The organism is Streptomyces sp. ID05-26A (assembly GCF_033794685.1).
GTDB lineage: Bacteria > Actinomycetota > Actinomycetes > Mycobacteriales > Pseudonocardiaceae > Lentzea.
This window is the reverse complement of sequence record NZ_JARAYZ010000002.1, coordinates 2,263,608-2,289,282: the sequence shown is the minus strand read 5'-3', so window position 1 is coordinate 2,289,282 and position 25,675 is coordinate 2,263,608. Positions and strand designations below refer to the sequence as shown.

At 69.3% G+C, this 25,675-nt stretch carries 24 protein-coding genes; 10 read left to right on the top strand and 14 right to left on the bottom strand.

The window, feature by feature from the left end:
* Nucleotides 1-54 precede the first annotated feature (54 nt).
* On the bottom strand, nucleotides 55-696 hold the full coding sequence (locus PV646_RS26055; RefSeq protein ID WP_500344811.1) for a thiaminase II/PqqC family protein: 642 nt from the start codon (nucleotides 694-696) through the stop codon (nucleotides 55-57).
* A 69-nt stretch (nucleotides 697-765) separates the two neighbouring features.
* On the opposite strand from PV646_RS26055, the gene PV646_RS26050 reads away from it, so the two are divergent.
* A complete protein-coding gene (locus PV646_RS26050; RefSeq protein ID WP_500344810.1) occupies nucleotides 766-1,092 on the top strand; it encodes a DUF6204 family protein in 327 nt (108 codons plus the stop codon).
* A 63-nt stretch (nucleotides 1,093-1,155) separates the two neighbouring features.
* Here the strand turns inward: PV646_RS26050 and PV646_RS26045 are convergent, their stop codons facing one another.
* Nucleotides 1,156-3,285 carry a pectate lyase-like domain-containing protein gene (locus PV646_RS26045; protein ID WP_500344809.1) on the bottom strand — a complete coding sequence of 710 codons (2,130 nt, stop codon included), beginning with the start codon at nucleotides 3,283-3,285 and terminating at the stop codon, nucleotides 1,156-1,158.
* A gap of 106 nt (nucleotides 3,286-3,391) precedes the next feature.
* On the opposite strand from PV646_RS26045, the gene PV646_RS26040 reads away from it, so the two are divergent.
* Nucleotides 3,392-3,889, top strand: coding sequence for a helix-turn-helix domain-containing protein (locus PV646_RS26040; protein ID WP_500344808.1), 498 nt, complete (start codon nucleotides 3,392-3,394; stop codon nucleotides 3,887-3,889).
* Nucleotides 3,882-4,451, top strand: coding sequence for an SRPBCC family protein (locus PV646_RS26035; RefSeq protein ID WP_500344807.1), 570 nt, complete (start codon nucleotides 3,882-3,884; stop codon nucleotides 4,449-4,451). The genes PV646_RS26040 and PV646_RS26035 overlap by 8 nt, the downstream gene beginning before the upstream one ends.
* On the opposite strand, the gene PV646_RS26030 is transcribed toward PV646_RS26035, so the two are convergent.
* Genes PV646_RS26030 through PV646_RS26010 form a run of 5 tightly spaced genes read right to left on the bottom strand, consistent with a single transcriptional unit; the run spans nucleotide 4,424 to nucleotide 10,806 of the window.
* On the bottom strand, nucleotides 4,424-5,626 hold the full coding sequence (locus PV646_RS26030; RefSeq protein ID WP_500344806.1) for an FAD-binding protein: 1,203 nt from the start codon (nucleotides 5,624-5,626) through the stop codon (nucleotides 4,424-4,426). The genes PV646_RS26035 and PV646_RS26030 overlap by 28 nt on opposite strands.
* Entirely contained in the window at nucleotides 5,623-7,155 is a 1,533-nt protein-coding gene (locus tag PV646_RS26025) for an ABC transporter ATP-binding protein (RefSeq protein WP_500344805.1), read from the bottom strand. The genes PV646_RS26030 and PV646_RS26025 overlap by 4 nt, the downstream gene beginning before the upstream one ends.
* Nucleotides 7,152-8,822 carry an ABC transporter substrate-binding protein gene (locus PV646_RS26020; RefSeq protein WP_500344804.1) on the bottom strand — a complete coding sequence of 557 codons (1,671 nt, stop codon included), beginning with the start codon at nucleotides 8,820-8,822 and terminating at the stop codon, nucleotides 7,152-7,154. Before PV646_RS26020 ends, PV646_RS26025 begins: the two co-directional genes overlap by 4 nt.
* A gap of 14 nt (nucleotides 8,823-8,836) precedes the next feature.
* Nucleotides 8,837-9,823, bottom strand: coding sequence for an ABC transporter permease (locus PV646_RS26015; RefSeq protein WP_500344803.1), 987 nt, complete (start codon nucleotides 9,821-9,823; stop codon nucleotides 8,837-8,839).
* Entirely contained in the window at nucleotides 9,820-10,806 is a 987-nt protein-coding gene (locus tag PV646_RS26010; RefSeq protein WP_500344802.1) for an ABC transporter permease, read from the bottom strand. The genes PV646_RS26015 and PV646_RS26010 overlap by 4 nt, the downstream gene beginning before the upstream one ends.
* Nucleotides 10,807-10,889: 83 nt before the next feature.
* Between PV646_RS26010 and PV646_RS26005 the strand changes: the two genes are divergently transcribed.
* A complete protein-coding gene (locus PV646_RS26005; protein ID WP_500344801.1) occupies nucleotides 10,890-11,867 on the top strand; it encodes a methyltransferase in 978 nt (325 codons plus the stop codon).
* Here the strand turns inward: PV646_RS26005 and PV646_RS26000 are convergent.
* Entirely contained in the window at nucleotides 11,857-12,636 is a 780-nt protein-coding gene (locus tag PV646_RS26000; RefSeq protein WP_500344800.1) for a siderophore-interacting protein, read from the bottom strand. The two genes, PV646_RS26005 and PV646_RS26000, sit on opposite strands and share 11 nt — an antisense overlap.
* On the bottom strand, nucleotides 12,633-14,891 hold the full coding sequence (locus tag PV646_RS25995) for an ATP-binding cassette domain-containing protein (protein ID WP_500344799.1): 2,259 nt from the start codon (nucleotides 14,889-14,891) through the stop codon (nucleotides 12,633-12,635). Before PV646_RS25995 ends, PV646_RS26000 begins: the two co-directional genes overlap by 4 nt.
* Before the next feature lie 94 nt (nucleotides 14,892-14,985).
* On the opposite strand from PV646_RS25995, the gene PV646_RS25990 reads away from it, so the two are divergent.
* Together PV646_RS25990 and PV646_RS25985 are read left to right on the top strand one after the other, a co-directional pair.
* Entirely contained in the window at nucleotides 14,986-15,759 is a 774-nt protein-coding gene (locus PV646_RS25990) for a TetR/AcrR family transcriptional regulator (protein WP_500344798.1), read from the top strand.
* Nucleotides 15,760-15,847: 88 nt separating this feature from the next.
* Nucleotides 15,848-16,192, top strand: a complete 345-nt coding sequence (locus PV646_RS25985; protein WP_500344797.1) for a hypothetical protein — start codon at nucleotides 15,848-15,850, stop codon at nucleotides 16,190-16,192.
* Between the two features lie 8 nt (nucleotides 16,193-16,200).
* Here the strand turns inward: PV646_RS25985 and PV646_RS25980 are convergent, their stop codons facing one another.
* Nucleotides 16,201-16,578, bottom strand: coding sequence for a hypothetical protein (locus PV646_RS25980; protein ID WP_500344796.1), 378 nt, complete (start codon nucleotides 16,576-16,578; stop codon nucleotides 16,201-16,203).
* 89 nt (nucleotides 16,579-16,667) lie between these two features.
* Here PV646_RS25980 and PV646_RS25975 point away from each other — a divergent pair, with 89 nt between their 5' ends.
* On the top strand, nucleotides 16,668-18,215 hold the full coding sequence (locus PV646_RS25975; RefSeq protein ID WP_500344795.1) for an outer membrane protein assembly factor BamB family protein: 1,548 nt from the start codon (nucleotides 16,668-16,670) through the stop codon (nucleotides 18,213-18,215).
* On the opposite strand, the gene PV646_RS25970 is transcribed toward PV646_RS25975, so the two are convergent.
* The gene (locus tag PV646_RS25970; RefSeq protein WP_500344794.1) at nucleotides 18,195-20,774 is read right to left on the bottom strand and encodes an AfsR/SARP family transcriptional regulator; all 2,580 of its coding nucleotides are present in this window, start codon (nucleotides 20,772-20,774) and stop codon (nucleotides 18,195-18,197) included. The genes PV646_RS25975 and PV646_RS25970 overlap by 21 nt on opposite strands.
* Before the next feature lie 41 nt (nucleotides 20,775-20,815).
* Nucleotides 20,816-21,898: an epoxide hydrolase family protein gene (locus PV646_RS25965; protein WP_500344793.1), complete on the bottom strand. Its 1,083-nt coding sequence runs from the start codon at nucleotides 21,896-21,898 to the stop codon at nucleotides 20,816-20,818.
* A 43-nt stretch (nucleotides 21,899-21,941) separates the two neighbouring features.
* On the opposite strand from PV646_RS25965, the gene PV646_RS25960 reads away from it, so the two are divergent.
* Together PV646_RS25960 and PV646_RS25955 are read left to right on the top strand one after the other, a co-directional pair.
* Nucleotides 21,942-22,880, top strand: a complete 939-nt coding sequence (locus PV646_RS25960) for a helix-turn-helix transcriptional regulator (RefSeq protein WP_500344792.1) — start codon at nucleotides 21,942-21,944, stop codon at nucleotides 22,878-22,880.
* 70 nt (nucleotides 22,881-22,950) lie between these two features.
* Nucleotides 22,951-23,595 (top strand): PP2C family protein-serine/threonine phosphatase, encoded by a 645-nt coding sequence (locus PV646_RS25955; RefSeq protein ID WP_500344791.1) that lies wholly within the window; start codon nucleotides 22,951-22,953, stop codon nucleotides 23,593-23,595.
* Here the strand turns inward: PV646_RS25955 and ku are convergent.
* Nucleotides 23,588-24,391, bottom strand: coding sequence for a non-homologous end joining protein Ku (gene ku, locus PV646_RS25950; RefSeq protein WP_500344790.1), 804 nt, complete (start codon nucleotides 24,389-24,391; stop codon nucleotides 23,588-23,590). The two genes, PV646_RS25955 and ku, sit on opposite strands and share 8 nt — an antisense overlap.
* Before the next feature lie 63 nt (nucleotides 24,392-24,454).
* Here ku and PV646_RS25945 point away from each other — a divergent pair, with 63 nt between their 5' ends.
* Nucleotides 24,455-24,946 (top strand): metallophosphoesterase family protein, encoded by a 492-nt coding sequence (locus tag PV646_RS25945; protein WP_500344789.1) that lies wholly within the window; start codon nucleotides 24,455-24,457, stop codon nucleotides 24,944-24,946.
* Here the strand turns inward: PV646_RS25945 and PV646_RS25940 are convergent.
* Entirely contained in the window at nucleotides 24,901-25,656 is a 756-nt protein-coding gene (locus PV646_RS25940) for a hypothetical protein (RefSeq protein WP_500344788.1), read from the bottom strand. The two genes, PV646_RS25945 and PV646_RS25940, sit on opposite strands and share 46 nt — an antisense overlap.
* Between the last annotated feature and the right edge of the window lie 19 nt (nucleotides 25,657-25,675).

Genomic DNA, 25,675 nt, shown 5'->3' with positions numbered 1-25,675 from the left:
TCTTGCGGCCGCCCCCGTCTCGTCAGGCCAGCGTCTCGTCAGGCCAGCGTCTCGTCAGGCCAGCGTCGACCAGAACTGCAGTTCGTAGGCCTGCAGCAGGCGGCCGTAGCGCCACGCGTGCTTCGGCTGCCAGCCCGCGTCGAGCGAGGCCTGGATCGCGGCGACCGCGCGGTCCTCCAGCTGTGGTGCGGGGGTCGCGAAGAAGTCGACGAACGCGCACGCCTCGTCATCGAACCCGTAGTGCTCGCGCAGACCCTTGGCCATGCGCGCGCAGTAGCCGCCCCACGCGGTGAAGTTCGCCAGGATCGCGAGGATCACGTCCGTCGGCTCGCCGTTGAGCGCCATCCACGCCTGGTACGCGGGGTAGGCCTGGCAGCCCGGGAACGGCTCGTAGGCCTGGAAGTCCTTGGCCGACATGCCGGCCGCCTCCGCCAGCGGCTGCAACATGGGGAGCACCAGCTCCTCGCCACCCGCGAGCAGGGTGAAGAACGCCCGCGCGTTCGGCTCGCTCGCCTTGCTCGCCAGCGCGAGGAATGTTCGCCAGTCCGACGACACGATGTGGTTCTCTTCCGCGGCGAACGTCTGGATCACGGCGCGCGGGGCCTGTCCGGTTTCGATCAGTTTCACCACGAGGTTGTCGTGGTCACCGGGGTGCAGCTCCGTCCGGATGCGCGTGACCAGCTCTTTTGCGTTCATGGTCGAGATTGTTCCGCACCGGGGAAATCGTTCGCCAGAGCGGCGGGAGATCGGGGAGCATCTTCGCTCGTGGCTGAACACACTTATCGGGTACTTGTTCGGGGGCGGTTCGCCGACCTCACCGCTGAGCAGCGCGTTTCCTTGTCGGACCGGTTGAAGGGGTTCGACTTCCTGCGGGACGCGGGGTTCAGCGAGGACGGGGCGCTGACCTATGACGAGAAGCTCGACTTCTTCAGCTACCGCGTGATCCTCACCGCCGCGGAGAAGCCGGACGAGGCTGGGTTGCGGCGTGCGTCGGCTGCGCTCGATGAGCTGGGGGTCGACTTCCAGGGCTTGAAGGCCAAGGTCACCGACATGGACGAGATGAAGATCAACCGGCCCAAGCGGTTGGGCTGAAAGGAAGACGGCCCGCACTCCAGCGGAGTGCGGGCCGTTCACATCACCTGGTTCAGAGCGTCATCACGGGTAGTTCGCCAGATAAGCCTCGGTCGATCCGGCAGTCGCCGTGCCGCCCGAGTTGTTGATGATCCGCTGGATCGTCCCCTTACCGCCCAAGGAAACCGTCACCATGCTGTGGAACTTCACACCAGGGGTGTTCGGCACCTCGAACGCGCGGTCGGCGACCACGGACGGGTTCGCGTTCATGAACGCGTAGCTGCCCAGGCCCCACGCTTCGTGCGTGGTGACGTTGTTCGAGACCTTGTAGGCCGCGTAGCCGCGCGTTGAGCCGTTCATCCAGGCCGCCTGGTTGGGCACCTCGTACGGCATTTCGTTCTGGTAGAAGTACGTTCGGCCGCCTTGGCCGTTCCAGATGGTCTGGTACTTCTGGTAGTGCTCGACGAACAGGCCGTACATCGTCACGTTGTTGCCGTTGACGATCAGGCCCGTGTCGGCCGTGTTGAGGTCCCAGCCCACGCCGATGGAGTGGTCGCCTCGCCAGAGCCAGAGGTGGTCGCCGATCACGTTGTGGCTGTTGACGACGAGCGAGGTCGTGGCGCGGCCTACCGCCGAGCCGCCGATGCGCGCGTACACGTCGTGCAGTGACGTCGGATTGGCCGAGTGGTTGGCGTTGCTGCCCGGCGCGCCCACCTGCATGAGCAGCTGGGAGTTGGTCGGGGCCGCGTCGATGAGCACGCCCGCGATCTTCACACCGTCCACATCGGCCACGTCGAGTGCCATGTTGCCGTTGGTGGGCATGACGGTGGCGAGGCCCAGGCCCATCACGACGGTGTCGGGACGGGTGACCCGGATGGGTTCCGAGACCTGGTGGATGCCCGGCGTGAGGAGCAGGTGCTTGCCGGCCGCGAGTTGCGCGTTCATCGTGGCGGCCGAGGTGCCCGGCTTCGCGATGTAGAACTGCGACAGCGGGATGTTCGTGCCCTGCTGGTTACCGCTGGCCCAGGTGGTGCCGCTGGTGTTCGAGCGCAGCGCCGGGACGAACACGTTGTAGTTGCCGCTGCCGTCGACGTTCAGGAACGGCTTCTCGCGGATGACCGGGGTCTGCGCGACGTTCGTGTAGGGCGGTTCGGGGAACGAGGTCTGCGGTGCGTTGCGGGCACCCACGAAGACCATGTTCCAGTTCTCGCCGGTCCACGAGCCCCACTCGGTGTTGCGCGACAGCCACTGCTGCTGCGAACCGGAGCGGACCTGGCCCGTGACCACGGAGTCGGCGAGGAAGCCGCCGCTCGACCAGCCGTTGTCGTCGAGCTGCATGTTGCCGTAGGTCTTGGTGCGGCGCATGGCGGACGCCTGCGAGACGGCCCACGTGTTGGTGCCGCTCGGGGGACGGATCGCGAGGTTCTCCGCGCCACGCCAGAAGTTGTGCGTCGCGTTGCCCTCGAACCAGTCGGCCTCGACGTGCACCTGACCGTTGATCGTCACGCCGTCCGGCAACAGGCCCAGGCCGAGGACCTGGGTGAAGAAGCCGATGTTCACGTCGACGTTGTAGTTGCCGGGCTTGAACATGATCGCGTACCGGCGCGCGTCGTACTGACCCTCTTCCTGCTGGCGGAAGACGTCGTTGAGCCGCGCCTGGATGGTGGCGGAGGACATCGACGGGTCGAAGACGAGCACGTTCGGGCCGAAGTCCGGCTGGCCCGGCTGCTGCGTGCCGCCGGTGAGGCGGAAGAGCTGCGCGTTGGTCCCGTTGCAGGTGTACTGGACCAGCTGCACGTCGCCCGTGGACGCGCCGGGCACGTCGAGGCACTTGGCGCTGTTGCGGTTCACGAACCGGTAGGTGTCCGTGCCGACCTGTTCAGGGCGCCATTGCTGGTTGTTCGCGTTGAACGACTGCCACATGTGGACAGCCGCGTTGTCCGCGGTCGAGACGTTCGAGACGTCCCAGACCTGGCCCTGGCCGACGGTGAAGTAGCCGTCGCTCGTGGGCGTGAAGGTCCACGTCTGCCCAGAGCAACCTTGTTGGCGGAGCTGTGAGCCGTTGGCCGTTCCCAGCGACTCCACGCACTTTCCGCTGCCCACGTTCGTCACTTGATAAGCGGTTCCGGGCACCACGTCGGCCTGCGCCGCGACCGTCCACACGGGAACGATCGCCGCTGCTGCCAACGCTGCCACCAGCAGGGGGGTTCTCACGGGTCACAGGGTGGGGGTGGTTTGTTGCAACCGTCAACGAACCTAACTGTTTCCGGTCCCGTTCCGGTATTGACAAATGATTTTGTCAAATGAGACTGTGCTAGGCGTGGAGCTGTCGCCGTTGCGCCTGTCGCTGCTGGAACTGCTGAAGTCGCCCGCCTCGGCGACGCAGCTCGCGGCGGCCCTCGACCTGCCCAGACAGCGCGTCAACTACCACGTGCGGGCCCTGGAGCAGGCAGGACTCGTCGAGCTGGTCGAGGAGCGGCAGCGGCGGGGCTGCGTCGAACGCGTGCTGCGGGCGAAGCCGGGCCGCGAGATCGCCGCCGGCGTGCAGGACCAGTTCGCCGCGACGCACCTGGTGTCGGTCGCCGAGGACACCGCGCGCGAGGTCGAGCGGATGTCGGGCGCCGCGGCCGGTGCGGGAAAGCGCTTGCTCACGTTCACCGTGGAGGCGACGGTCCGCTTCGGCGAGCCCGGGGCCGTCCACGAGTTCACCAGCGATCTGGCCGAAGCGGTGCGGCAGATCGCCCTGAAGTACGACACCGAGTCAGGCCGCCCGTACCGGGTGGTCGCCCTGGGCCATCCCGGAGTAGCAGATGAGTGACGAAGGCGTCCGGATCGAGATCACCGTGGCCGCGCCGGTCGAGGAGGTGTGGGAGTCCTTCCGGAACAAGGAGAAGCTGCGTCACTGGCACGGCTGGGACGCACCGGAGCTCGACGCCGAGATCGACGAGATCTTCTTCACGAACGCCGAGGAGGACGGCACCACGCTGATCGTCCACGGCCACGACACGTTCGCCCTCAGCGCCGTCCCGGAAGGTACGCGCGTCGTGCTGACCCGTGCGCCCAAGGGCACCTCACCCGAGTGGGACGACTACTACGGCGAGATCACCGAGGGCTGGATCACCTTCCTGCACCAGCTCAAGTTCGCGCACGAGTTCCACCCCGGCGAGGAGCGCCGGACGGTGTTCTGGCCGTCCGAGGTCGATCTCGGCGTCAGCGGCAAGCCGTTCTTCGAGTCGGAGAACCAGCGCGGTGTCGTCGTCGAGGAGTTCGGTCCCGGACTCGTGATCACCAGCGCGACGCTGACGGTCGTGACGACCTACGGGTTCTCCGACGCCGAACTGGAGGCGCTGCGTCAGAGGGGCCCGGCCGACCCGAAGTAGCGGGTCAGGAACTCGTTGCGGAAGACGCCTTTCGGGTCGTGCTCGGTGAGCAACGCCCGGAAGGCGTCCCACTGCGGGTAGCGGGCGGCCAGCAGCGCCGGCGGCACGGTGAAGAGCTTGCCCCAGTGCGGCCGCGGCGCGATCGCCTCCTCCAGGCGGGGGAGCAGCCGCAGCACGGCCGGGGTGTCCGGCACCCAGGTGAAGTGGATCGCGATGCTGTCGCGGTCGTAGGCGGGGCTGAGCCACTGCGGTTCGGCGTCGATCGTGCGGATCTCGCAGGCCTGCACGAGCGGTGAGATCACCGTCGACATCTCGGCCAGCGCCCGCAACGCCGTCACCGCGCGGCTGCGGGGCACGAAGTACTCGGTCTGCAGCTCCTCGCCGACGGACGGCGTGAACTCGGCGCGGAAGTGCGGCAGCCGCTCGTGCCACGGGCCGGGCACACCGCCCTGCAACGTGCAGCGGGAGGCGGGCTGGCCCGGCACCGGGTGCGCGGGTTCGGACGCCGGGCGGCCCGGGAAGGCGAACTCCTCGTCGCCCACGCGGTGCTTGGCCCACAGCGTCGCGCCGCCCTGCCAGTCGACGAACGCGCTCACGCTGTACGCGCCGTCGAAGATCTGCTCGAGCCGGACGAGCAGCGTCGTCCAGGCGACGTCCTCGTAGACCGTCTGCGCGATCTGGAACGTCGGCACCACGTCCAGGGTCACGGTGGTGATGACGCCGAGACCGCCCATCGACACGGGCGCGCCCGCGGAGGCCAGTTCGACGACCGAGCCGTCGCCGCGCAGGACCTCGACGGACCGGACCGCGCCCGCGAGCGAGCGCTGACCGGAGCCGTGCGTGGCCGTGGAGATCGCGCCGCCGACCGTGATGTGCGGCAACGACGGCAGCGTGTGCAGGGCCAGGCCCGCCGCCTCCAGCCGGACGGCCAGCGCCGCGAGCGTCATGCCCGCGCTCACCCGGACCGTGCGGCCGGAGACCTCGAAGACCTCGGGCATGGCCGCCAGCGACACCAGCGTGCCCGTCGTGTCGGCGATCGTGCTGAACGAATGCCCCGAGCCGAGGACGTGCACGGCCGATGAGCCACGCACGAGCGCACGCAGGTCGTCGGCCGATGTCGGGCTGACGACCTGGGCCGAGGTGAACGTGACGTTGCCCGCCCAGTTGGTGCTCATACGTCCACGGTAAGCGCCGACGCCAGCAATCGTTGTGTGTAGGGGTCCTGCGGCGCGGCGAACACCGAGGTGCCCTCCTCCACCACGACGCCCCGGTACAGCACCGCGACCCGGTCGGCGAGGTGCTGGACGACGGCCAGGTCGTGGCTGATGAACAGGCACGCGAACCGCAGGTCGCGCTGCAGTTCGCGGAACAGGTCGAGCACCCGCGCCTGCACCGTGACGTCCAGCGCGGACGTCGGTTCGTCGGCGATCAGCAGGTCCGGGCCGAGCGCGACGGCACGGGCGATGCCGACCCGCTGGCGCTGGCCGCCGGACAGTTCGTGCGGGTAGCGGTCGCGCAGCGCGGACGACAGCCGCACGGCGTCGAGCAGCTCGTCGACCCTCGCGGTCAGCTCCTTGCCGCGCAACGGGGTGTGCAGCAGCAGGGGCTGCGCGATCGACTTCGCGATCGTGGCGCGCGGGTTGAGCGACGACAGCGGGTCCTGGAACACCAGCCCGATCCGGCCGCGGTCCGCCTTGCTCAACGCCGAGACCTCCTTGCCCGCCACCGTGAGCTGCCCGCTGTAGCGGGTGAGGCCGGTGATCGCGCCGGCCAGCGAGGACTTGCCCGAGCCGGACTCGCCGACCAGGCCCAGGGTCTCGCCGCGGCCGATGCTCAGGGACACGCCGGAGACCGCGCGGAACTTGCCGTAGGTGACGGAGACGTTGGCCAGGCGCAGCACGGGTGCCTCGGCCGGACGTGCGGACAGCTCGCGTGAGTCGAGGCGCAGCACCGAGTCGAGCAACGTCCGCGTGTACTCCTGCTCCGGCCGCTGGAAGACCTGTCGCACGGGCCCGGTCTCGACCACCCGCCCGGCGTTCATCACGACCACCCGGTCGGCCAGGTCCGCGACCACGCCCATGTCGTGCGTGATCAGCAGGATCGCCACGCCGAGCCGGTCGCGCAGGCCCCGCAGCAGGCCGAGGATCTCGGCCTGCACGGTCACGTCCAGCGCGGTCGTCGGTTCGTCGGCGATCAGCAACGACGGCTCGTTCGCCACCGCCATCGCGATCACCACGCGCTGCAGCTGCCCGCCGGACATCTCGTGCGGGTAGGCCTGGAACCGCTCAGCCGGCAGCCCGACCAGTTCCAGCAGCTCCACCGCCCGTGCCCGGGCCTCGGCCCGCGAGACCGCACGGTGCACCCGCACGGCCTCGACGATCTGGCTGCCGATGGTGAACACGGGGTTGAGCGCGCTCATGGGTTCCTGGAACACCATGCCGGCCTCGTTGCCGCGAACCTCGCGCAGTTCGGCCGCGGACAACGTGTAGAGGTCCCGCCCGGCCAGCACCGCCCGCCCCGACACGGAGGCGTTCGGCGGCAGCAGGCCGAGCAACGACATCGCGGTCACGGTCTTGCCCGAACCGGACTCGCCGACCACGGCGAGGACCTCCCCGGCGGTCAGCGAGAACGAGACCTCGCTGACCGCCGGGGAGCCGGAACCGAAGTCCACCGAGACGTTCTCGACGGACAGCAGCGCACTCACTTGCTGATACCCACCTGGAGGTAGTTCGGGTAGGCGGGGAAGTCGGCGATGTAGAAGTTGCCGACCTTCGAGCCGTGGATGAACGAGTTGCGGGTGTAGATCAGCGGTACGACCGGCGAGTCCTGCAGGATCCGCTTGTCGATCGCGGCCCACTTCTTGCCGGCCTCGGCGGCGTCCACGGTGGACTGCGCCTCCTCGATCAGCTTGTCCACCTCGGGGTTGGAGTACCGCGAGATGTTGTAGCCGCCCTTGCCGATCTCCGAGGTCGCGAAGAGCGGCTGGATGTTCGCGTTGGCGCTGGGGAAGTCCGGCTGCCACGACGACAGGGTGAGGTCGTACGTCGGGTTCTCCGCGAGGTTCGTCTCGGTCTCGAACGCGTCGGCCTCCAGCGTGCGCAGGGTGACCTTGATGTTCGCCCGTGCCAGCGCTGCCTGGATGGCCTCGGCCTTCTCGGTCTGGTTGTTGGACTTGTTGAGCACCAGCGAGAGTCCGTCGAGACCGTTCGGGAAGCCCGCCTCGGCGAGCAGCGCCTTGGCCTTGTCCGGGTCTCCCTCGGGCTTCGAGGAGTAGAGGTCGAACTGCTCGCGGCCCTCGATGCCCTGCGTGATCAACGTCGTGGCGGCGTCACCGGCCAGCGCGGCGGTGCCGGCCGACGCGATCTGGTACGCGGACTTGTTGACCGCGTACTGGAAGGCCTGGCGCACCTTGACGTTGTTCAGCGGCGCCTTCTGCGTGTTCAGGGCCAGGTAGGCGACGGCGCCCGACTTCGACGTCACGACACGGGACTTCGCCGAGGCGTTGGCCTGCAGCTGCGCGAGCTGGGCGGGGGAGGCGAACGACGCGCCGAACGCGAACTTGTCGTCACCGGAGTCCGCGGCGAGGCGCTGCGAGACGACGGAGGCGTCCTGGCCGAGCTGGAACACCACGTCGTCGGGCAGGCCGGCCCGCACCTGGTCCTTGGCGCCGTCCCAGTTCGGGTTGCGCGAGAGCTTGACCTCGACGCCCTTGGTGTAGGTCGCGATCTGGTACGGACCGGACGCGATGGCGTGTTCCTGGTAGTCGGGCTCGGCGCCCTTGCCCTTCGGCACCGGCGCGAACGCGGGCGTAGAGGCGATCCACGGCCAGTCGCCGTACGGGCGGGTCAGCTTGAACGTGATCGTCTTCGCGTCGGGCGTCTCGATCGAGTCGAGCTCCTTGCCCTCGAACGGGCCCTTGTAGTCGGCACCGCCCAGCAGGTCCTTGTGGTAGCCGAGGCCGCCGCCGAACGCCGGTGCGAACGAGCGCTCGATTCCCCACTTCACGTCCGCGGACGTGATCGGCGTGCCGTCGCTGAACTTCTGGCCCTCCTGCAGCACGAACGTCCAGGTCTTGCCGCCGTCGGAGGTCTTGCCCGTGTCGGAGAGGTCCGGCACGACCTTCGCGGGCTGCCCGACGGCGTTCTGCCAGCCGGTCAGTCTGCGGTGCACCAGGCCGAGCGACGTGATCGCGAGGCTCTGCGACTTGGCCGGGTCGAAGTTGATCGTGCGCGACTCGGACAGGATCCGGAGCGTGCCGCCCTTTTCAGGCTTGACGGAGGCGTCACCGGAGGCGTTCTGGTCGTTCGCGCCACACGCCGACACCCCCAGGGCACCGATGAGCACGACCGCAAGAAGTTTCTTGCTGTACAACGGACTTTCCTCCCTCAGGTGAGCCGTGCTCGCGGATCGAGCACGCCGTAGGACAGGTCGACGACGGCGTTGGCGACGACTACGAGAAATCCCGCGAACAAGGTGCAGCCGAGCAGGGTCGGCAGGTCGCGGGAGTGCACGGCCTCGATCAGCAGACCGCCGAGGCCCGGCAGGCTGAACACGCGTTCGGTGATCACCGCGCCGCCCAGCAGCGAGCCGAACTCGATGCCGGTCAGCGTCACGACGGGCAGCAACACGTTGCGCAGCGCGTGTTTGCCGACGACGGCCCGTTCCGGCACGCCCTTGGCGCGGGCGGTGCGGATGAAGTCCTCGCTCATCGTCTCGAGCATCTGCGAGCGGGTGAGCTTCACGTAGTGGGCGCCGTGCGCGAACGCCAGCACGCACCACGGCAGCACCAGCCCCCACGCCCACCGCACCGGGTTCTCGGCGAACGCGGTGTAGTTGCCGACCGGGACCACGTTGAGCTGGAAGCCGAGGACGAGGATCCCGAGCAACCCCACCAGGTACACGGGCGCGGACACACCGATCACCGACCCGGCCAGCGCGACCCGGTCGAACCAGGAGTCCTTGCGCAGCGCGGCGACCACACCGATCGCGACACCCGCGCCGACCCACAGCACCGCGGCGCCGATCGCGAGCGAGAACGTCACCGGAAGCCGGTCGCCGATCAGCTCCAGCACGTCGGTGTTCTGCCGGAACGAGTAGCCGAAGCACGGTGCGGCGCAGTGGATCGCGGTCGCGCCCGTGCCGAACGTCCGGCCGGTGAAGATCCCGCCGAGGAACGTGAGGAACTGCTGCCACCACGGTTCGTCGAAGCCCATGAACTCCCGCGCCAGCGCGAGGTTCTCCGGCGTGCAGGGCTTGCCGCACGCCAGCAGCGCGGGATCCGACGGCACCAGGTAGAACACGACGAACGTGCAGAAGGCGACGATCAGCAGCACGAGCACCATGCCACCGAGCCGGGTCGAAGCGTGCTTCATCGCTTGCTCCACCTCGGGTCGAGCGCGTCGCGCAGCCCGTCGCCCAGCGCGTTGAAGCCCCACGTGACGGCGAACAGCGCGAAGCCGGGGATCAGCAGGTACATCGGGTCGACCTGCACCCAGTCGATGGCGGCGCTGATGGACCGGCCCCAGCTCGGCGTGGGCGGCAGCACCCCGACGCCCAGGAACGACAGCGCGGCCTCCAGCCCGATCTTCCCGGGCACTGACAACGTTGCCATGACCAGCACCGGGCCCCAGAGGTTCGGCAGCAGCTCGGTGCGGAAGATCTGCCACGGCGACGCGCCGAGCACCCGTGCGGCCTTCACGAAGTTGCGTTCCTTCAACGTGAGCACCTGCGCCCGCACGATCCGCGCGGTAGACGGCCATCCGAAGAACCCGATCACCACGATGAGCAGCAGCGCGCGGGGGAACTCGACCGGCACCACCGCGCCCAGGGCGATCATGAACACCAGGTACGGGAAGCCCAGGAACACGTCCGCGCTCCAGGTGATGACCCGGTCGACCCACCCGCCGAGGTAACCGGCGGCCGCGCCGATCAGCACCCCGAGCCCGATCGACACCAGGGTGGCCGCGAGACCGATCAGGAACGACGTCCGCGCGCCGTGCACGATGATCGCGAACAGGTCCCGGCCGGTCAGCGGCTCGACGCCGAACCAGTGCTCGGCGCTCACCCCGCCGAACGATCCGGCGGGCAGCCCGGTCGCGGGATCGAGCGCGGTCGCGTCGTAGGTGTACGGGTCGTGGCCCTCGATGGCGGTGAGGACGTCCGCGAAGATCGCGACCAGACCGATCACCACGACGGTGACCGTGCCGATGAGCGCCCAGCGGTCGCGGGCGAGCACCGATCTGATCGCGGCGGGCACGGACCGCGCGACGGGAGTGGACAACTGCGTGACCTGCTTCTTCTGCTGATGATCTGTCGCGGCGAGACAGTAGGCCGATCGAGTGGCCGCGTCGTCCACGTCCAGAAGGTGAGAAACGTGTTAACACTATTGCTTCAGTGCTGACCGAAATTCGGTTGCCGGTGGTGGCAGGGTTGACCCACGTGAACGTTGACGTGCAGAGGCTTCGAGAGATGTCCGGGCTGGTCACGCCGATGGCGCTGCGCGTCGCCGTGACCCTGGGACTACCGGACCGCCTGAGTGACAGCCCCGCCACCGCAGCCGAACTGGCACCCGAGTTGAAGGTCGACTCGCTCGCTCTCGACCTGCTGCTGGCCCACCTGACGACCCTCGGCGTGATCGAACGAACAGCCGCGGGCTACCGCACCACGGACCTCGGCGCGCTGCTCCGCGTGCACGCGGACAACAACCTGAACAACCTGCTGCACCACGACTCCGCGGCCGGACGCGCCGACCTGGCGTTCGTCGATCTGATCCACAGCGTCCGCACCGGCGAACCCGCCTATCCGGTGCGGTACGGCCAGGACTTCTGGACCGACCTGGCCGAGCGACGGCGGCTGCGCGACGCGTTCGACGAGCAGATGACCGACCGCATGCGGAACTGGGTGCCACAGGTGGTCCGGAACTACGACTGGTCGCGGTTCGGCACGCTCGTCGACGTCGGTGGCGGGCACGGCAGTCTGCTCGCCGCGATCCTCGAAGCGAACCCGGCGATGCGTGGGCACCTCGTCGACCTGGAGGACACCGCGGCGGGTGCGCGTGCCGTGCTCGGCCTCTACGAGCTCGGAGACCGTGCCGAGGTGACCGGGGGCAGCTTCTTCGACCCGTTGCCGGCCGGGGCCGACGCCTACCTGTTGTTCGACATCCTGCACGACTGGGACGACGAGAACGCGCACCGGATCCTGGCCCGCTGTACCGAGGCCATGCCCGCGGGCGGACGACTGCTGGTCGTGGAGTCCCTCGGTGAGAGCAGCGAGTTCGACCTCGTCATGCTCGTGCACTTCGGCGGGCGGGACCGAGGGCTCCACGACTTCGAGCGGCTGGCGTCGCGGCACGGGCTCACGCTCGTGTCCACGACTCAGGTGACCGACGGGCGCACCCTGCTGGAGTTCACTCGCTGAGCGCGGCGATCCGTTCCTGGGCCTCGGCGAGGTCCTCGGTGGTCGGGGCGTCGTCCTGGGTGAGGGTCCGCCGCCAGTAACCGGCGAACTCGATGTCCTTCTTGGGCACTCCGAGGCCGACGAAGTGCCTGCGCAGCGCGCGCACCGCGGAGGCCTCGCCGCCGAGCCACACCCACGTGGACGCCTCGATCTCCGCTGCCGTCACCGCCGAGACCAGGTCCTCCCCGGCGCTGCGGTGCACCCACCGCACGCCGGGGACGTCCTGTTCCTCCAACGGGTCCGCGACCTCGACGTGGACGAGACGTCGCTGGGTGTCAGGGAGCAGTTCCAGCAGTGAGGCGATCGCGGGCAGCGCGGTCTCGTCGCCCGCGAACACCAGGAGGTCCGCGGTGCCGAGCGGGCGGGCGTAGTCGGGGGAGGGGCCGAACCGCCCGAGGACGTCGCCGGCCTTCGCGCGGGCGGCCCAGCTCGACGCCGGTCCGTTGTCGCCGTGCAGCACGAAGTCGACGGTCAGCACCCCGTCCGCCAGCGACCGGACGGTGAAGCCGCGCATCCACGGCCGTTCGGCGTCGGGCATCGCGAGGTAGGCCTGGTACCAGGTGCCGACGTCCGGGGCGTCCGAGACGTGCGCGGACCCGCCCGGCTTGGGGAACAACAGCTTGAGCTGCTGGTCCGGCCAGGTGCCGATGTCGAGTCCGGGGCCGGTGAACGTCATCCGGGTCATGCGCGGGGTCAGCGGCAGGACGGAGGTCACCGTCAGCAGGCTCATGAGAGGTACTCCTTGAGATGCCGGGCGGTCAGCGTGTCCGAAGTGGACACGAGCTCGCCGGGGGTGCCGGAGAAGACGACCTGGCCGCCGTCGTGGCCCGCGCCGGGACCCAGGTCGACGATCCAGTCGGCGTGCGCCATGACGGCGAGGTGGTGCTCGATCACGATCACCGTGTTGCCGGCGTCGATGAGCTGGTCCAGGAGCCCGAGCAACTGGTCGACGTCGGCGAGGTGCAGGCCGGACGTCGGTTCGTCCAGGACGTACGTCGAGGCCTTCTCCGCCATGCGGATGGCGAGCTTCAGCCGTTGCCGCTCACCGCCGGACAGCGTTGTGAGCGGCTGGCCGAGCGACAGGTACGACAGGCCGACGTCGTGCAGGCGGCTGAGCACGGCGTGGGACTGGCCGGACGGGAAGAAGTCGCGGGCGTCGGCGACGGACATGCCGAGCACCTCGCTGATGTTCTTGCCCCGCAACGTGTAGCGCAACACCTCGGGCGTGAACCGCTTGCCCTCGCACTTCTCGCAGACCGTGGCGACACCGGCCATCATCGCGAGGTCGGTGTAGACGAGCCCGATGCCCTTGCAGTTCTCGCACGCGCCTTCGGAGTTCGCGCTGAACAACGCGGCCTTGACGCCGTTGGCCTTGGCGAAGGCGGTCCGCACGGAGTCGAGCAGGCCGGTGTAGGTGGCGGGGTTGGACCGGCGCGAGCCGCGGATCGGCGACTGGTCGACGGTGACGACGTCCGGGCGCCCGCGCAGCGAGCCGTGGATCAGCGACGACTTGCCGGAGCCCGCGACGCCGGTGACGACGGTCAGCACGCCGAGTGGCAGGTCGACCGAGACGTCCTTGAGGTTGTTGGTGCTGGCGCCGCTGATCGCCAGGAAACCCTTGGGGGAGCGGAACTCCGGCCGCAGCTTCGCCCGGTGGTCGAGGTGGCGGCCGGTCAGCGTGCCGGACGTGCGCAGGCCCGCGACGTCGCCGGAGTAACACAGGTGCCCGCCGTTGACGCCCGCGCCGGGGCCGAGGTCGACGACGTGGTCGGCGATCTCGATGGTCTCCGGTTTGTGCTCCACGACGAGGACGGTGTTCCCCTTGTCCCGCAGGCGGAGCAGGAGGTCGTTCATCCGCTGGATGTCGTGCGGGTGCAGGCCGACGGTCGGTTCGTCGAACACGTAGGTGATGTCGGTGAGCGACGATCCCAGGTGCCGCACCATCTTCACGCGCTGCGACTCGCCGCCGGACAGGGTGCCGGACTCGCGGTCGAGGGAGAGGTAACCGAGGCCGATCTCCACCAGCGAGTCGAGCGTGCCCCGCAGCGTCGCGAGCAGTGGCGCGACGGACGGGTCGTCGATGGAGTGCACGAACCGCGCGAGGTCGCTGATCTGCATCTCGCAACAGTCCGCGATGTTCACGCCCCGGATCTTCGAGTTCAGCGCGGCCTGGTTGATGCGGGCGCCCCGGCAGTCCGGACAGGTGGCGAAGGTGACGGCCTTGTCCACGAACGCGCGGATGTGCGGCTGCATGGACTCGCGGTCCTTGGACAGGATCGTGCGCTGCAGCTTGGCGATCAGGCCGTCGTAGGTGACGTTGCTGCCGCCGACGTTGAGCTTCGTCGTCGGCTTGTAGAGGAAGTCGTGCAGTTGTTGCTCGGTGAACGTGCTGATCGGCTGGTCGGCCGGGAAGAGGCCGGAGTTCGCGAGGACCTGCCAGTACCAGGTGCCGACGCCGTAGTTCGGGGCGTCGATCGCGCCGTCGTTGAGCGACTTGCTCCTGTCGACGATGGCGTCCACGTCGATGGTGGTGACCTTGCCGAGGCCCTCGCACGCCGGGCACATGCCCTCGGGCAGGTTGAAGCTGAACGCGCCGGACGTGCCGACGTACGGCTCACCGAGCCGGCTGAAGACGATCCGCAGCATGGTGTGCGCGTCGGTGGCGGTGCCGACGGTGGACCGCGAGTTCGCGCCCATCCGTTCCTGGTCGACGATGATCGCCGCGCTCAGGTTGTGCAGCGCGTCCACGTCCGGGCGGCCGATCGACGGCATGAAGGACTGCAGGAACGCGGTGTAGGTCTCGTTGATCATGCGCTGGGACTCGGCCGCGATCGTGCCGAAGACCAGCGAGGACTTGCCGGAGCCGGACACGCCGGTGAAGACGGTCAGGCGGCGCTTGGGGACGTCGAGCGACACGTCCGCGAGGTTGTTCTCCCTTGCCCCTCGGACCTGGATCCAGTCATGGCTGTCCGCGACAGCGTTCACGCTGCATTCCCCCACTGTGTTTGTTCAAAGCTGGTTCTTTATGCCGTAAAGTATCGGCCGTCGAGGTTACTTTACGTTGTAAGGAGTCGCAACCGTGGTCGTCTACGCAGGTCAGGGCGACCCGCGCCGGTCCATCGAACTGCTCTGGCGCGCGTCGGTCGCCGAGAAGCGGTCCGGGCCGAAGCCGGGGCTGAGCGTGGACGCGATCGTCGACGCGGCCATCGAGGTCGCCGACGAGCAGGGCATGGCGTTCTCGATGCGCGCGGTGGGGGAGCGGCTCGGACGCACGGCCATGGCGCTCTACACGTACGTGCCGGGCAAGAACGAGCTGGTCGACCTCATGTACGACCGGGCGATGGCCGAGCTGCCCGCGTCCTACCCGCTGGGCGACGGCTGGCGGTCCGCCGCCACCCGATGGGCGCACGACATGTGGGAGTTCTACAGCCGCCACCCGTGGATGCTGCAGGTGTCGCAGGCCCGTCCGGTGCTCGGGCCGCACGAGTTCGCGGTGATCGAGTCGCTGGCCGCGGTCCTGGTGTCCACCGGCCTGCCCGGCCGTGAGCTGCGCGGCATCGTCGGTGCGATCAACTACTTCGTGCGCGGCGCGGCCCAGACCGTCGCCGAGGCCCGTGCCGCCGGTCGCGCGACCGGTGAGGGCGACGAGGAGTGGTGGTACGCGCGGTCGGCCGTGCTGGCGGAGATCGAGCCCGACCTGGACAAGAAGTTCCCGATGCTGCACGTTCTCGAGAACGATAGAGAGCCGATCGATCCGGAACTGCCCTATCTGGAGAACGACGCGGTGGAGAACTTCCGCGGTGGATTGAAAGTTCTGCTCGACGGCGTCGAGGGCGCTGTAGCAAAACCGTGACATAGTCCGGACGTTCAGCGCACACGGACTCGGTGAGATCGTGTCCATGGCTTTCGTGCCCAGAAGAATTGGGGGAGTCCTTGTTGCCGTGGCGTGCGCCCTCTTGCTGACGGCGCAGAGCGCGGCGGCGGCCCCCTCGCAGGACGACCACCGCCCCGCGACCATGACGATGAGGTACGAGACGGGCTGGTTGACGGGTGTGGTGTACGCGCCCCGCACCCTGGTCAACGTGCGTCCGCTGGTGTTCAACTTCCTCGGTTCCGACGTGTACGCGCGGGAACTGGCACGGCAGGGGATCGTCGTCGTGCAGGTGAACGATCGATCGGCGATGGAACGGCACCGCCGGCTCTGGCGCGACATCAGCGCGGGCCGAGGGCCTCTGTCACAACGGTTCGCCGGGTTCGCGGGCCACGTCGTCGTGGCAGAACCGTGACAGCCCGCTCACAGGACACTCACGAGTTGCAGGTGAGATGAGGACATGGTGATCGGAAGAGCCGCGGCCGCCGTCGTGATGGCGATGGTGCTCGCCGCGCCGGCCAGTTCCGCGGAGGGGCGCGATCCGGCGGCTGGGAAGGTCGGGCACTCACTCGGTGAGCGGGGCCAGGAGGTCCTGTCGCGGCCCTCGAACCCACCGCGGTCGTGCTCGCGCCGCGCACGCTCGTCGGCGAGCGCCCGCTGGTGCTGCGTCCGGCCGGGGACGCGGTCCCGGGCCACCGCGGGCAGGAGCACCCCGCCGAGGAGTTGGCGCGGCAGGGTTTCGTGGTCGTGCCGGTGAGTGTGAACGGCGTCGACGCGGAGGGGAGATCGCAGGCGTCGCATCAACCGATCGGTTAGGCATTTCGGAGACTTTGGATTGACGCGTCCGCCTTCCGCCACTGCCAGGGTGGTGGTGGAAGGGGGAAAATTCCATGCTCAGAACAACCGCGCTGCTCACCGCGGCGCTAGTGGTGCTGACCAGTTCACCCGCCCAGGCCCACGCGAACGGCGACTGGTCCGGCTGGGCCAAGGACCTCAACGGTACGCGGCACCAGTCCGCGGAATGGCGCATCAACGCGGGCAACGCCGGCAAGCTCAAGCTGAAGTGGGCGTTCGCCTACACCAAGGGCGTCTACAACGGCGTGCGCAGTCAGCCCGCCGTCGTGGGGGACACGATCTACTTCGGTGGCCCCGACGGGAAGTTCTACGCCCGTGACGCGCGCACCGGCCGTGCGAAGTGGGAGTACGCGCTCCCGCAGGCCGACCGGTACGCGTTCAACTCCGACGGCCCGACGGTGGCCGACGGCAAGGTGTTCTTCGGGGACAGCGCGAGCAGGTTCTTCGCGCTCGACCAGCGCACCGGTCGCCTGAAGTGGCAGGTGCAGCTCGACACCGGGATCGCGTCGATGACCACCAGCTCGCCGATCGTCCACAACGGACTGGTGTACGTCGGCACGTCCAGTTCCGAGAACATGCTGCCGAACACGCACGACTGCTGCACGTTCCGCGGCCACATCGACGCCTACGACATCGACACGGGCGCGATGGTCTGGCGCCACTACACGGTGCCGGAACCGGTGCAGGTCGGCACGTGGCCCAACGGCGCCAAGCGGTTCGAGCCGTCCGGTGTCGGCGTGTGGAGCTCGCCGGTCATCGACCGCAGGACCGGCACGCTCTACGTCGGCACGGGCCAGAACTACACGGGCAAGGGCGGCGAGTTCGACTCGCTGCTGGCGCTGAACGCCCGCACCGGCGCGGTGAGGTGGACCAACCAGGTCACCGACGCCGACACGTGGCGCGACGCGTGCAACCAGCCCGACGCCGAGGGGTACTGCCCGGGCCTCAAGGACGGCACGAACCTCGACTACGACATCGGGGCGACGCCGAACCTGTTCACCGTCAACGGCAGGCAGCTCGTCGGTGTCGGCCAGAAGTCCGGTGTGTACCACGTGTTCGACGCCTCGACGGGCCAGGTCGTGTGGCGCCGTCAGCTCGGTGTGCCGCTGCCCAGCGGTGGCATCTCGGGCATCCAGTGGGGGTCGAGCTACGACGGCAAGCGGCTCTACATCGCCACCTACTACGCCGATCCCGGCAAGCTGTTCGCCGTGGACCCCGGCACCGGCACCGTTCTGTGGGAGACCCCGGCACCCGCCGACGGGTGCTCCACGGGAGGCGCGGCCGGCCAGCCCGGTTGCTATCAGGCCCACGGTGTGCCGGTGTCCAGCTCACCCGGCGTGGTGTGGCTGGGAGCGCTGGACGGCAAGTTCCGCGCGTACGACTCGAAGACCGGCCGGATCATCTGGTCGCACGACACCATTCAGGACGTTCGCGGTGTCAACGGTGTGACCGGGCGCGGCGGCACGCTGGCAGGGCCCGGCGCGGGCGCGGTGGTGTCGGACGGCATGGTCTACGTGCAGTCCGGTTACTCGTCGGCGTACGAGAACCCGCACGGCCACGTGTTACTGGCCTTCGGTCTGTAGCTTCGCCCGCGCGCTGTCGGCCGGTAGACCGGCTCTGGTGCGCAGTTCGACCGCTTTCCGCCAGGCGTTTCCGGCGGCCTCGGCGGCACCCGCGGCAGCGTGGGTGTCGCCGAGTTGTTCGTACGCGTTGGCTTCGAGCGGTAGGTCGCCGCCGAGCCGGAACATCTCCGACGAGCGGGTGAACGCCGCCGCGGCCTTCGCGTGATCGCCCAGCCCGAGGTGGCCGGTGCCCAGGTTGTCCCACGCCTCGGCCTGGCCGATCAGGTGGTCCATGTCCCGCCACATCCGCATCGCGCGTTCGGCGTACTCGACGGCCTTCGCGTACTGGCCCAGTTTGCCGTGGCCCCAAGCGAGTCCGGTCAGCGCGTTGGCCTGCCCGTAGGCGTCGCCGCACTCCTCGAACAACGCGAGCCCGCGCCGCGTGTGCTCCATCGCCTCGTCGATCCGGTCGTCCGGGCACAGCATCGCGATGTTCAGCAGCACCCCGGCCTGGCCCGCGGGGTTGCCCTCGTAGACGTCGAACGCCCGGTGCAGCGCGGCGGTGGCCTCGTCGGGCCGGTGCATGCGGCTCAGGCCGCGGCCGAGGTTGATCAGCGATCGGCCCAGGCCGTCGGCGTCGTCGAGCTGCTCCACGGCGGCGACCGCGAGTTGTTGCGACGTCAGCAGATCCCGGTAGCGGGCCTGGCGGGCCAGGGCGTCGGCGAGCGACCAGCCCATGAGCCACGTCTGTGCCGCCGTGCCGTGGGGCATCGCCGCCATCAGCGTCGGGTGCTCGGCCATCAGCCACGCCAGCGCGTCCTCGTGGGTGCCGAACTCGAGGACCACCACACCGGGAGCGGGGTGCGGGGTGGCCGGGCGGTGGCGGCTCGGCGTGTAGGCGACACCGGCCTCGACGCTCGTCAGCGCGAGGTGGTCTAGCAGCCGGTGCAGCGCCTCATCGCGTTCGCTGGCGAGAGCCAGTTCGGCCGCGTAGTCGCGCAGCAGGTCGTGACAGGTGAACCGGCCCGCTTCCGGTTCGTCGATCAGGTTCGCCGTCGCGAGGTCGGTGAGCAGCGCCGCGGTCTCCCGCACGTCCAGCGCGGCCAGTGACGCGGCGCCGGCGAGGCTGATGTCGGAGCCCGGCATCAGCCCGAGCAACCGGAACAGCCGCAGCGCGGCGGGGCTCAACGCCTTGCAGGAGTGGGAGAACACCGAACGCAGGTCGGCCGTGACGTCATCGTCGTCGGCGAACGCGTCGAGGTCGGCCAGTTCGTCGGCCAGCGCCGCCAGCGGGAACTCCGGTTGCGTCGCCGCGCGTGCCCCGGCCACCGCGAGGGCGAGGGGAAGACGGGCGCAGCGGCGGACCACGGTGTCGACCGCGTCCGGCTCGGCTCGCGCGCGGTCGTGGCCGATGCGGGCGGTCAGCAGCGCGCGGGCGTCGTCGGGTGGCAGCAGGCCGAGTGGCAAACGCTGGGAGTGGGCCGGTTTGAGCGACGTGCGGCTCGTGATCACCACGTGCGCGTGTGGTGTGTGCGGCAGCAACGGCTCGACCTGGTCGGCGTCCGTCGCGTTGTCCAGCAGCATGAGCACCCGCTTGTCCGCGAGCGCGTCCCTCAGCAGCGCCGACTGGCCCGCGAGGTCGTGCGGCACCTGGGCGCGGGGCACGTCGAGCGCCGAGAGGAACCGCAGCAGCGCGTCACCGGGGCTCACCGCGGCGCCGCTCGGGCCGAAACCGTGCAGGTTCACGTAGAGCTGGCCGTCCGGGAACCGGTCCATCGCCTGGTGCGCCCAGTGCACGGCCAGCGACGTCTTGCCCACGCCACCGGTGCCCGTGATCACCACGACGCCGTTCGGTGCCTGGTCGAGTTCCGCGAGTTCCAGCGTCCGGCCGGTGAACGGCTTGGGCGCGGCCGGCAGCTGGCGTGGCGCGGAGGCGGCCTGCAGCCGCCGGTGGAGCGTGGTGAGGTGCCGGGACGGTTCGGCGCCCAGCTCACCGGCCAGTTCCGTGCGGACGACCTCGAAGTGCCGCAACGCCTCCGCCGCGCGTCCGCTGCCGTGCAACGCCTCGATCAGCTGGGCGGCGACCCGCTCGTCCAGCGGGCGCTCGGCGGCGAGCGCCCGCAGTTCGGGGACCAGTTGCGCGTGCTCGCCTTGCGCGAGCCGCTCGTCGGCGTGGTCGAGCCGCGCCGCGAGCAGTTCCTCCGCGAAGTCCGCGCGCAGCTGCCGGGCCCACGGCGTGTCCACTGTGGACAGAAGCTCGTCCCGGGCGAGTTCCAGTGCCGACGCGGTCTTCCCGGTGCGCACCAGGTGCCGGAACAGGTGTAGATCGATCTCCAGTGGATCGACCCGCAGCACGTAGCCGTCGCGGTCGCGTTCCACCAGGCCCGGCAACGTGTGCCGCAGTCTCGTCAGCCACGTCTGCATCATCGCGCGGGCGCGGGGCGGCGGAGCGTCGCCCAGCACCCGCGCGACCAGCTCCTCGGCGCTCACGACCTGGCCCGCGTCGACGAGCAGCACGCCGAGCAGGGCGCCGAGGCGCGTCGGACCGAACTCGGTCGCGCCGAAGACCGTGAACCGCACGGTGATCACCGTAGCCGCTCCGGGCACCTCATGTGATCACGCTATCCTCGCAGGAGAAACGCCTCTCGCAGTTCCTGGGCCATCAGCTCCGGCACCTCCAGCGCCGCGAAGTGGCCGCCCCGTGGCATCTCCGTCCACCGCACGATGTTGTGGTTGCGCTCGGCCATCCGCCGGATCGGCACGCCCCCGTCGTGCGGGAACACCGCGACCGACGTCGGTGTCGCGGACATCGGTTCCAGCTCGCCCCACGTTTCGTCCCCCTCCTGGTAGTAGCGCGCCGACGAGCCAGCGGTCCGGGTGAACCAGAAGATCGACACGTTCGTCAGCAACGTGTCGAGGGGTACCCCGATCTCCGGGTCGCTCCACACGTGGAACGCCCACTCGATCCACTCCAGCTGCGCGACCGGTGAGTCGGTGAGCGCGTGCGCCACCGACTGCGGCCGTGTGCTCTGCATCGAGGCGTAGCCGAACTGCTCGAACTCGTACCGGAAAGCCTTCTCCACGGACCTCCGCTCGGCCTCGACCTCCATGTCCGCCGTCTCCTGGGTGACACTGGCGGAGAAGATCTGGTTGACGTGGATGGCCTTCACCTCGTCCCGCATCCCGAGCTGCCGGGTGAGCATGGCGCCGTAGTCGTAGCCATGCGCGAGGTACCGGTCATAGCCCAGGCGTCGCATCAGCTCGGCGACCATGTTCACCACGCGGGGGATGGTCCAGCCCAGTTCGGTGGTGGGGCCCGGGAAACCGAAGCCCGGCACCGACGGGATCACCAGGTGGAAGTCCTCGCTCAGCGGTTCGATCATGTCCGCGAACGCGAAGCACGTCGCCGGCCAGCCGTGGGTGAGCAGCAGCGGCTCGGCGTCCTCGTTGGCGCTGCGGACGTGGATGAAGTGCAGCTCGGTGCCCTCGATCTCGGTGACGAACTGCGGGATCTTGTTGAGCCGCCGCTCCTGCTCGCGCCAGTCGAAGTTCCGCCAGTGGTGTAAGAGTTCCTTCAGATGTGCCTGCGGCGTGCCCTGGGCCCAGCTCGCGCCCACCGGTTCGTTCGGCCAGCGGGTCTGGTCGAGGCGGCGGTGCAGGTCGTCGATGTCGGACTGGGGGATGTCGATCTCGAACGGCTTCATGCCGACCACGCTATTTCAGCTATAGGACAGTTATGGTCCTACAGTGTCTTCAGCTCGTTTGCTCAAGTTGCTCGGTCTGCTGCAGTCGCGCCGTGAGTGGTCCGGTACCGAACTCGCGGAACGGCTGGAGGTCACCACACGCACCGTGCGGCGCGACGTCGACAGGCTTCGGTCGCTGGACTACCCGGTGCACGCGTCGATGGGCACATCCGGCGGCGGCTACCGGCTCGGCTCGGGCGCACAGCTGCCGCCGTTGCTGCTGGACGACGACGAGGCCGTCGCCGTTGCCGTAGGGCTGCGCACGGCGAGTGGCATCGAGAACATCGGAGAGACGGCCGTGCGCGCGTTGCTCAAGGTCGAGCAGGTGCTGCCGTCCGCAGTGCGGCACCGGGTCGCGGCGCTGGACGTCTCGACGGTGCCGCACACGGGTTCGGGGCCGGTGGTGGACGCCGGGGTGCTGATGTTGGTGGGCACCGCCTGCCGCGACCGGCAACGGCTCCGGTTCTCCTACGTCGGGCATTCGGGGGAGGAGTCCGAGCGCTCGGTCGAACCGCACCGGCTCGTCACGTGGGGCCGGCGCTGGTATCTGGTCGCGTGGGACGTGCCGCGGGAGGACTGGCGGATTTTTCGGCTCGATCGGATGAGCGTGCGGACCCCGTTGGGTGCCCGCTTCACACCCCGTGAGATTCCGGGCGGTGACGCGGGGGCGTTCGTGGCCGCGCGGGTCGCCGATCGGTGGCCGGTGCAGGGTGTCGTGCGACTCAGCGTGCCCGCGTCCGAGGCTCAGGACTGGCGCAGCTACGGCGAGGTTTTGGCTGTGGACGAAACCTCGTGCCATGTGAGGGTCGGCGGCGAGACGATGGACGACGTGGTGTTCATGCTCGCTAGCATCACGGTCGAGTTCGAGGTCGTCTCCCCGCCGGAACTGTCCGCCGCGTTGCTCCGGGCAGCGGACCGGTTTCGCCGGGCGGCGAAGTTCTAGAGAACTTCTCAGGGTCCTGACAGCAGACTCCTAGGCGCACGAGGCTTAGTGGAGGTCAGGGAGGTCCGCCATGCTGATCGATCACACGGTGCCGCTGGGCACCGCGCTCACCGTGACCCACGCGTCGGAACGTGGACCGCGCAAGCACAACGCCGACGCCTTCGCCGTGGGCCGCCGCACCTTCGTGGTCGCCGACGGCGTGGGCGACTCCGCGTCCGCCGCCGAAGCCGCGTGGGCCGCCGCCCGTGCCGCGGCGCTGCTGGTCGACCCGGTCTCGGCGATCCTCGCCGCCCGCGACGCCCTCCAGGTCCACTCCGGCGACGCCGTGATCGTGGTCGCCACGGCCCGCCCCGAGGGAGGCTTCGACGTGGCCTGGGCCGGCGACGCCCGCGCGTACGCCTCCCACGGCCAGGATCTCGTCCAGCTCACCACCGACCACACGGTCGCCCAGTACTTCCGCGAGCGCGGCCTCGCTCCCGCACCACGGCTCGAGCACGTCGTCACCAACACCGTCCGCCACGCGACGTCGCAGAACATCGGCCGTGCGGCGACACGCGCGCCACGTCTCGCCCTCGTGTCCGACGGCATCTACGGACCGTTGGGCCACAACGGGATCAGGGCGATCATGTCCGGTCACGTCTCGGCAGAGCGTTTGGTGCGTGCGGCTCTGTACACGCACGGCACCGACAACGCGACGGCCCTGGTGGTCAGCTGACCTTCTTGCCGCGCTTCTTCTTGCTCGCCTCGACGCTGCGCTGCAACGCCTCCATGAGGTCCACGACCCCGGTGGCCTCCGCGGGCTCGTCCTCGACCTTGACCGTGCGCCCCTTCTGCTTGGCTTTGATCAGCTTGCCGACCCGCTCGGTGTAGGTGTCGCGGTAGTCCTTGGGCCGCCACTCGTCGGCCATGGACTCGACCAGCGACACCGCCATGTCGAGCTCCTTGCCCCGCGGCGCCCGGCCCTCCGGCGGCACGTCCAGCACGTCCTTCGGCTTGCGGATCTCGTCGGCGAAGAACAGCGTGTGCACGGCGAGAACACCTTTGTCCTCGCTGAGCGCGGTCAGGTACTGCTTGCCGCGCATGACGAACAGGGCGATGCCCGCCCGGTTCGTCTTCTTCATCGCCTGCGCGAGAAGCAGGTAGGGGCGGGAGAACTCGGGCTTGGCCGGGACCAGCCAGTAGGTCTTCTGGAAGTGGACCGGGTCGATCTCGTCGATGTCGACGAACGCCTCGATGTCGAGCGTGCGGCTGCGGCCCGGCGCGATCTCGTCCAGTTCCTCGGGCTCGACGATGACGTACTCGCCGTCGTCCGTCTCGTGACCCTTCACGATCTTGTCGTAGGGGACCTCACGGCCGGTGCGCTCGTTGACCCGCTTGTAGCGGATGCGGTCGGAGGTGCCGCGCTGGAACTGGTTGAAGTGCACGGTGTGGTCCGCGGTGGCGCTGTACAGCTCCACCGGGATGCTCACCAGCCCGAAACTGACCGAACCGCTCCAGATCGCCCTCGCCATGCAGGTCAGGTACCCGGTGGGCGGGGTGGTTACTCGTCCTGCCCTGATTGCTACGGTCGCGCGGTGAGAGTCGTGGTCCTGTCCGACACCCATGCGCCGCGGTTCTGGAAGCGGTGCCCACCAGTCGTGGCCGGACACCTGCGGTCAGCGGACTTGATCCTGCACGGGGGAGACGTCTGCGTGGCGCCGGTGCTCGACGAGCTGGCGCAGTACGCGCCTGTCATCGCGGTCCGCGGCAACAACGACGGGCCCGACGTGGTGGCCTGGGGCGCGCCGGAGGTCGTGGAGGCCGAGATCGGTGGCCTGCCGTTCGCGATGATCCACGACAGCGGTCAGAAGGCCGGTCGCATGACGAGGATGCGCCGCCGGTTCCCCGCCGCACGGCTCGTCGTGTTCGGGCACTCGCACATCCCGTGGGACGAGGAGGAGGACGGCGTGCGCGTCTTCAACCCCGGCTCGCCCACCGACAAACGACGTCAGCCGCAGGGCACGCTGGGGTTGCTGGAGGTTCAGGACGGCGTGCTGCTCGACGCCCGGATCGTGCCGGTCACCTGAGCCCAGTCCGCGAGCCGGGGGCCGATCACCTCGTAGACGGCGGGGTCGAACCCCATCCCGGTGTGCGTGCTGTGCACCTCGACGCACTCCGCGCACGGGTCCTGGCACAACTCCCACGGCACGATGCCGTCCGACCGCGAGAAGATCGAGAGCACGGGCGTTCGCACCGTCTCCGCGAGTGTGGTCATGTGCTCGTCGTAGCACGGTCCGCGCAGGCAGTCGTCGTCGAGCAGACCCGGCACGCCCGCGGAGGCGAGCCGGGTGAGGAACCGGACCATCCGCATGACTCTGGGATGGGCGCCCGCCGGATCGAGCACGGGACTACCCATCATCACCAGGCCGTGCACCAGGTCCGGGCGCCGGGCGGCGGCGAGGCGTCCGAGCCAGCCACCGCGGCTCTGTCCGAACAGCACCACCGGGCGGCCGGTGCGCCCGGTGTGCTCCTCGGTGCTGCGCAACAGTTTCGTGAGCAGGTCCGCCGTGCAACCCACGGTGAGCCCGACCCTCGCACTCGTCGGCACGTAGCCACGGGCGCGCAGCCACGAGGCCGCCGGCAGCAGGCTCACGTCGCCCGCGCCGAAACCGGGCACGAGCACGACGCCCAGACCGTTGCCCTGAGCGGGATCGGCATCGCGCCACACCGGGTGCCGCAGCAACCTCGGCACGCTCCACAGTGCGCGGACGACGCTTTCCCGTGTGGTGGAACGCAATCCGTCGAACATGCATCTG